A 6,390-nucleotide genomic window follows, 5' to 3' on the forward strand; every position below is an offset into this window, starting at 1 on the left:
TGGAGCATCGACGATGCAGCGTCTTGAAGGCAAGGTAGTGATGGTGTTCGGAGCGGGCTCGTCGGGGCCGGGCTGGGGCAACGGCAAGGCCGCGGCGGTCGCGTACGCACGTGAAGGCGCGCGCGTCGTGGCAATCGATCTCGACGCCGCTGCGGTAGCCGAAACGGTCGCAGCGATCGCATTCGAGGGCTTCCAGGCGCTCGCGGTGACCGCCGACGTCACCGATTCGGCATCGGTTGTCGCGACGGTCGACAAGACGCTGGCCACGCACGGTCGGATAGACGTCCTGCACAACAACGTTGGCGTGACGACGATGGGCGGCCCGCCCGACCTCGACGAAGCAGCATGGCAGCGCTCGCTCGACATCAATGTGGGCAGCGTCTACCGGACCACGCGCGCGATCATCCCGCAGATGCAGGCACAAGGCAGTGGCGTCATCATCAACATCTCGTCGCTCGCTTCGATCCGCTGGTCGGGCTACCCATATTTTGCGTACTACGCGTCCAAGGCGGCAGTCAACCAGGCCACGGTGGCGATTGCCCTGCAGTACGCACGCGACGGCATCCGCGCGAACGCCATCCTGCCGGGCGCCATTGACACGCCGCTGATCTACAAGCAGATTGCAGCGCAATACAAGTCGGTCGAGGAAATGCGCGAGGCGCGCAACCGTGCCATCCCGACGGGCAGGATGGGCACGGCCTGGGACATCGCCTATGCTGCGGTCTTCCTGGCCTCCGACGAGGCCTCGTTCATCAACGGGGTGTGCCTTCCGGTCGACGGCGGGCAGAGTTGCAGCCTCGGGATGCCGCAGTAAACACGAGTGCCACACGTCCGCGAATCATGAATCCTCGCTCGAGCAAGCCATCCGTGGCACAAGTCCCCGAGGACGCCTTCATCGACTCGCCCACCTTCAAGCTGCTGGTGGCAGCCAGCCTGCTCGCCAGACCCTTCATGGAGACCATCGGCCCCACCCACGCCCTGTCGCTTCCCGAATGGCGCGCGCTGGTCGTGCTCGACGCCAAAGGCGCCCTGTCGAATATCGCCGTTGCGGAGTTGACCGGCCTTGACACGATGACGGTAAGCCGCGCGCTCGATCGCCTGCATCGAAATGGACGAGTGGACCGCATTCGCGATCCACTCGACAAGCGTCACTGGATCAATCGAATGACGAGCACTGGCCGGTCCACCTACCGGGCCGTGCTCAAGCAAGCACGCGAGCGGCAGCAGGACATGGCAGGAGACTTGACAGCCAGCGAGTTGCAAAGCCTTGGATCGACCCTGGATCGAATCCTTGCTCAGCTGCGAAACCCAGCTTAGCCCGTTGCAATCGCGTTTGACCGTGAGGCGAGGCGGGTAAAATGCGTATCCTGTTCGCCGCTGAGCACGCGAGGGCTTACGCGGCCTCGAGGTCCGGACAAAAGGTAGTGCCGGATACGGCAGACGGTCGTGCAAGTGTTACGGGAATTTATGCGCCGCGCCATCTATGAAAGCAGTCGTCCGACACTTCGGTACCGGGGTGGCCGAGGGATGCAGCCGGGCTACGACTGCAATACCTTCGGACCGGTCGTTGAGACTGGGGAATTCTTCGCCGAGGAACGACAGGATTCGGCCTCATAGCGTGAGTTCGTCGAGCGACCTGCAAAGACCGCAACCGCTGCAGACCTGCCAGGCAGTGGTCGCTGCTAAACGAACGGCCTCGGAGCGAAGTCTCAACAAGGCGCCCTACTCATGGGCATCTGATCAAAATTGCTTTCTATCCGTGCTATGGCCTCGGCACAGACCTTGGCGAGCGCTGCACAAGACCGTTGCGCTGCTTTCTGACGACCTCCAGTTGCGCGAGCTGCGCGGGACAATCGGATGAGCTCGCCACCAGCGTAAGGGGACTTCGCCGGAGCGCGGTGATTGACTTCTCGACGGCGGCAGCATCTCGATTGGGCGATACCAATCCGGCGACCACAGCAGCCTTCGATTGACGGCCAAACGCCTTCTCGAACGCGGGCGTGCCGCAGCGCGCGGCGATCACGCGGTAGTCGGCTTCCTGCTGCAAGCTGTCCAGAGGCGCAATGGTTTGCGCTCCGGCACAAGCCAGAGGAACCAGAGTCGCGAACGCCAGCCTCGTTGCGAGGCTCGGCGCGTTGAAAGCAGAGTTGTGCTTGAAACTTCCACTTTGCATGCTGCCATCGTAATCCTCCAAGGCTCTGCGGCGCCGGCATTGTGGAGGCATCGGCGGCCCAGCCAGTCCCCCAGACCGAGGGCCCTCGACACCGAGCAGACGAAATCCTCGGAGGTAGCGGCTTCGACCTTATGCACGAGCACTTCGACATCATCGTCGCGCCAAGCCCAAGCGAGCCGGCATGCTTTGGTGGGGCACGCCGGTGCGCGTGCATGGCCAGGTTCAAGCGACCCGGCTAACAGTTCGAGAAGGGGCCCTGCTTGCGCGTGCCGGGGTCGCCCACCGCTGTCAAGACCGGCCCGGGCAAGACAACCGACTGCGCTGCAGTACAGCAGCAGGTCGGATCGGCTGCTTTCAGGCGACTGCACCTGCCGTGAGCAGTGATCACGGTGCAACATCGGGGCACGTTTGGCAGCCGCATCGACTACTGCGTTCTGGTCCGAATCACTACCTGCCGATCGTTCATCGTGACGTCGAAGTTCCGCAAAAAGTTCTGCCCCAGCAGAACTTCGCTGCCCTGTCCGGCAGTGCCTACCGCTACGGTTGCAGACGCGACAGAAAACGATCCCACAATTACGGTGACACCTTTGACCAAGCGGCCGGCACGGGGCCCGTTTGCCGTATTGAATTTCACGAGGCTCCCGCCTTTCAGATTGGCACGGCGCGCAAAATCGTCGGAGACGGAGATATAGGTCGCACCGGTGTCGACCAGGAACATTGCCGGCTGGTTGTTGATGAAGCCTCTCAGGCGAAAGTGACCGTCTGGAATGGTCATCACCGACGGCATGGCAGAGGACGCCCCAGTCTCCTGCAACATGCACCCTCTCTGCCGGGCAATCGGCGCGGTGCGGGTGTATTCGCGATCGCACTTCCAGACCCGACTTTGCGCGCAGGCTGACGCGGCGCTCAGCAGCGTGACGGCAAACAGCAAGTACTTCATACCGCGTTGTCGGGCCGGTCCGATGTGTTTGCCCGGGCCGGCATCAGACTGCTGAAGTGCGCTGAATTGGGCATCACCAGCGTATGCGCGTCCAGACTGATTGCAGCTGGTGAGACCTGAGAGATCAATAGTGCAATCCTGGCAATTACAGACGTGTGATCCATGGTTATTCCAGTCGCGCTCAGACAAGGAAGAGGCATCTCACCTAACCCCGTCAAGCTGGCCGATGTTTCACCCCGTTTCGCGGGTGAACTGACAAACGTCAATACTCGCAATCGCGATGGGCAGAGAATTTTTTCACGCTGGCTCTTTCCCCGTCCGGCGTGTCAGATGTGGCTCGCCGCTTCCCGCTTCCCGCTTCCCGGAAGCCAGATGCTTGAGTGTCAGCAGGGGATGTAACACCGGATCCTGCACTGCCGGGATCAGAAGGGATGCTCCATGAAGACGAAGATCCACACATTGACCGCCTCTATTGTTCTCGCCTCCGCCACCCTCATGGGCGCCATCGGCACCGCAGCAGCGGCCGATCAATGGTTCGTGTTGGGCGAGCAGACGATCAAGTCCGCCGATCCCAGCGTGAACATCAAGAGCGCAGGAGGTCGATGGGACAAGGACGTCAAGCAGGTGAAGCTTTCTGCCGAAGGCGCTGATGTGCAGATCTCGCAGATCGTCCTCAACTGGGACAACCGAAAAGATGATACGTTGAAGGATGTTGGGGTCATGAAGGCAGGCGGACAAACTGCTGCGGCGGATGCGCCGGGACGCAAGGGACGTCTTACCGGTGTGACAGTCACCTACAAGATCCTGGGTGACAAGCCAACGGCCAACCTCAAGGTCTGGGGATTGGACTGATCGGGCCGTGACGCCGACCAGAGGACCAAAGACGCTCCCGTCGGCGAATCCCAGCCCAATGACAGACCCGGAACTGATGTCGGACGTTCGCGCGTTCCTTGTAAGGTATCAAGATGCCTTCGACGCGATAGACGGTCAGCGGATCGCTGCACTGTTCCACATACCGGCTGTCACGATGCGCGGCGACGGTTCGATTCACGCCCTTCAATCCCGTCAGGAGCTTGCCAGTTTCTTCCAGGGTGTGGCCGACAACTATCAAAAGGACGGCTACGCTGGCGGGCGATTTGAGGAGCTTCAGGTCAGCCCAATCGGCGGGCGCTGTGCCCTGGCGACGTTGGACTGGGTGATGTTGCGCCACGACGGCAGTTTCATTCGCAAGTGGCGCCAGTCTTATAACCTTGTCCGCGTGGATTCCGGCTGGCAGATTCTGGTTTCTACGTTCCATGTGCCACGCGCAGCCACCGCATAGCCATCGCATTTGGCAGCCGAGCGGCCGCAGCAAATTTGAGGTGTTTCGATGGTGACAGGGGCCGCTGTCGAGCAGCGACCGGATACAGCCCCGTGGTGCGATTACCTGAAATACCTGAGCGGCGGCTGCGTCAACTTGGCGCGTTCGGTGATTGCGGATTCGGCGCGAACGGAGCTGCGGAACCACCGCCATGCGAACGATCGGCCTCGGCCTGAAACTTCGCGCAAGGTCGCGCGACCAATCGTCGCCCTAGGGCCCAAAGCAGCCGATCGCCTTGCTCGCCAACGCCGCAGTTTACGTTCCAGCTTTTTGCACAGCTGGGGGCGCCCACTTGCCATCCGCCACCTGCTTCTTCGGCACGTACAAACGGAGCGCCATCTTGAAGCCCGCATCCTTTGGACTCGGCAACCAGTTTCTTTCCTTTTCCGGTCCGGGCGAGTCATTCTGAATGTAGATCGTGAGCGAGCCGTCGTCGCCCAGCTTCAAGTTGCTGCGGTCGCCCAACGCATAGCGGCCGATGGGGTTGTCCACAAGGTAGGAGTCCTTGTCGTACATGGTGAGTGACCAGAAGGCGTCCGCGGGCGGAATCTGATCCTTGGCGAAATGCAGCACGTACCTGTTCGCGCCGTTCAGCGGCTTCTTCTCGCTGTCCACGAGCGCCAACGGGTAGATGGCATCCTCGACGCGGTTGCCACCCACGCCGAAGTAGGTCCAAGCCGCGCGATAAAGGTACTTCGTTTTGTAGCGGCCGAGATCGCGGGCAATCTGCCAGCCGTTGACGATCTCGCCCATCTTCGCTTCCTCGGCGCGGACGTCATCGCGGGCGGCGGCCATGCCTTGGTCGATCGCCTTGCGCGTCTCATCATCGAAGCCGGCCGCGGTGAACTTCGCGCCAGGCATCACGCCGATCTTGGCAAGCCGCCGCATGATCGGCGCGTCGGCCTCGCGTGCAGGATTGTTGACGAGCAGTTCGGAAAGTCGTCCGAAGAACTGATCTGCCGACATGCCGGTAACCTGTGTCGTCACAGGCGTCGCGGCGTCCACGCCCGGCTTGACGGGCACGCTGGCCGGCGGCGTGTAGGTCGTTGCAGCACCCTTCCACTGAGAGAGCGGAATCAGTCGATATTGATCCTGGATGGCATGCACTGCACTGAGGTCCGCTTTCCCTCCGGTGTACGTGCGCCCACCGATCAGGGCGAGGCTCGTGTCAACGGGGACCCGCTCCAATCCGGCAGGCAACGTGCCTTTGAAATTGGGCCCGACGAGCGCGAAATTGCCGCCCTTGTCACCGTGCGTGCGCCATCCGGGAGCGGCGGGCACATCGTTCCATGCGTCGATGACCTGCATGAGCCACCAACGCTTGCCTTCCATCGGCGGCACCACCAGGACGACCGGTTCGGCGCTGAGATCAAGGTTGGCCAGCGAGTACAGCGTGTCCAGGTTCATGCCGACGATCTTGTTGTTCTTGGCGTCGGGAAACTCACGATAGTTGACGAACTGGTTGTACGGGGCCTGCACACCCTTCGGCGCAGAGACGTTGGTCTGCAAGTCAGCCTGCACGCCTATGTAAACCAGGGGCAGGCCAAATATGTAGCCGGCCCGAGCGATCTCTTTGGCTTCAGCGGGCGTGAGCTTGCTCGCGGCCATCGCGTTCCAACCGACCAGCAGCCCGGCTGAAAAGAGTGCAGCGACGATAAGGTTCTTTCGCATTGCCATAGGCGCTCCAAAAAGATGAAAGGCGACCACTGATCACTGGAGAGGATGGCAAACAGTATGGCGAATGTGCGCTGCAACATCTAGGGGCGCGTAGGTCGGCTTCTGGCCGCGACTGTGAGTTCGTCAGGGATCCCAGTTGCGGTCGCTCGGGGCGGTTGTCTGGTCGCCTCGTGTCCTCGCTCAGCCCGTACTTGCGCGCCGGGTGGAGTTCCGCAGTCTTCCTGAACGAGGGGATTGGGT

General features: G+C 61.6%; 7 protein-coding genes. 4 read left to right on the forward strand and 3 right to left on the reverse strand.

All coding sequences use genetic code 11. The annotated features are described in order from the left end of the window. Window positions 1–13: 13 nt before the first annotated feature. Both HCU76_RS33260 and HCU76_RS33265 read left to right on the forward strand, forming a co-directional pair. The gene (locus HCU76_RS33260; protein WP_218511676.1) at window positions 14–814 is read left to right on the forward strand and encodes an SDR family NAD(P)-dependent oxidoreductase; all 801 of its coding nucleotides are present in this window, start codon (window positions 14–16) and stop codon (window positions 812–814) included. Between the two features lie 53 nt (window positions 815–867). After that, window positions 868–1,317, forward strand: coding sequence for a MarR family transcriptional regulator (locus HCU76_RS33265; RefSeq protein ID WP_218511677.1), 450 nt, complete (start codon window positions 868–870; stop codon window positions 1,315–1,317). Window positions 1,318–1,762: 445 nt separating this feature from the next. Here HCU76_RS33265 and HCU76_RS33270 read toward each other — a convergent pair whose 3' ends face one another. Continuing rightward, entirely contained in the window at window positions 1,763–2,194 is a 432-nt protein-coding gene (locus HCU76_RS33270) for a hypothetical protein (RefSeq protein WP_218511678.1), read from the reverse strand. 403 nt (window positions 2,195–2,597) lie between these two features. Continuing rightward, a complete protein-coding gene (locus HCU76_RS33275; RefSeq protein WP_218511679.1) occupies window positions 2,598–3,113 on the reverse strand; it encodes a TIGR02281 family clan AA aspartic protease in 516 nt (171 codons plus the stop codon). A 438-nt stretch (window positions 3,114–3,551) separates the two neighbouring features. On the opposite strand from HCU76_RS33275, the gene HCU76_RS33280 reads away from it, so the two are divergent. Continuing rightward, on the forward strand, window positions 3,552–3,965 hold the full coding sequence (locus HCU76_RS33280) for a DUF2541 family protein (protein WP_218511680.1): 414 nt from the start codon (window positions 3,552–3,554) through the stop codon (window positions 3,963–3,965). A gap of 58 nt (window positions 3,966–4,023) precedes the next feature. Further along, window positions 4,024–4,434, forward strand: coding sequence for a DUF4440 domain-containing protein (locus HCU76_RS33285; RefSeq protein ID WP_218511681.1), 411 nt, complete (start codon window positions 4,024–4,026; stop codon window positions 4,432–4,434). 294 nt (window positions 4,435–4,728) lie between these two features. Here the strand turns inward: HCU76_RS33285 and HCU76_RS33290 are convergent, their stop codons facing one another. Beyond that, entirely contained in the window at window positions 4,729–6,144 is a 1,416-nt protein-coding gene (locus tag HCU76_RS33290) for a DUF1254 domain-containing protein (RefSeq protein ID WP_218511682.1), read from the reverse strand. Window positions 6,145–6,390 lie beyond the last annotated feature (246 nt).

Source organism: Variovorax sp. dw_308, from assembly GCF_019207085.1.
Classification (GTDB): domain Bacteria; phylum Pseudomonadota; class Gammaproteobacteria; order Burkholderiales; family Burkholderiaceae_C; genus Variovorax.

Excerpts from the sequence above, each read along its gene's own strand:
- HCU76_RS33260 (WP_218511676.1), top strand. The coding sequence starts at position 14 with ATGCAGCGTCTTGAAGGCAAGGTAGTGATGGTGTTCGGAGCGGGCTCG.
- HCU76_RS33285 (WP_218511681.1), top strand. The coding sequence starts at position 4,024 with ATGACAGACCCGGAACTGATGTCGGACGTTCGCGCGTTCCTTGTAAGG.
- HCU76_RS33280 (WP_218511680.1), top strand. The coding sequence starts at position 3,552 with ATGAAGACGAAGATCCACACATTGACCGCCTCTATTGTTCTCGCCTCC.
- HCU76_RS33290 (WP_218511682.1), bottom strand. The coding sequence starts at position 6,144 with ATGCGAAAGAACCTTATCGTCGCTGCACTCTTTTCAGCCGGGCTGCTG.
- HCU76_RS33275 (WP_218511679.1), bottom strand. The coding sequence starts at position 3,113 with ATGAAGTACTTGCTGTTTGCCGTCACGCTGCTGAGCGCCGCGTCAGCC.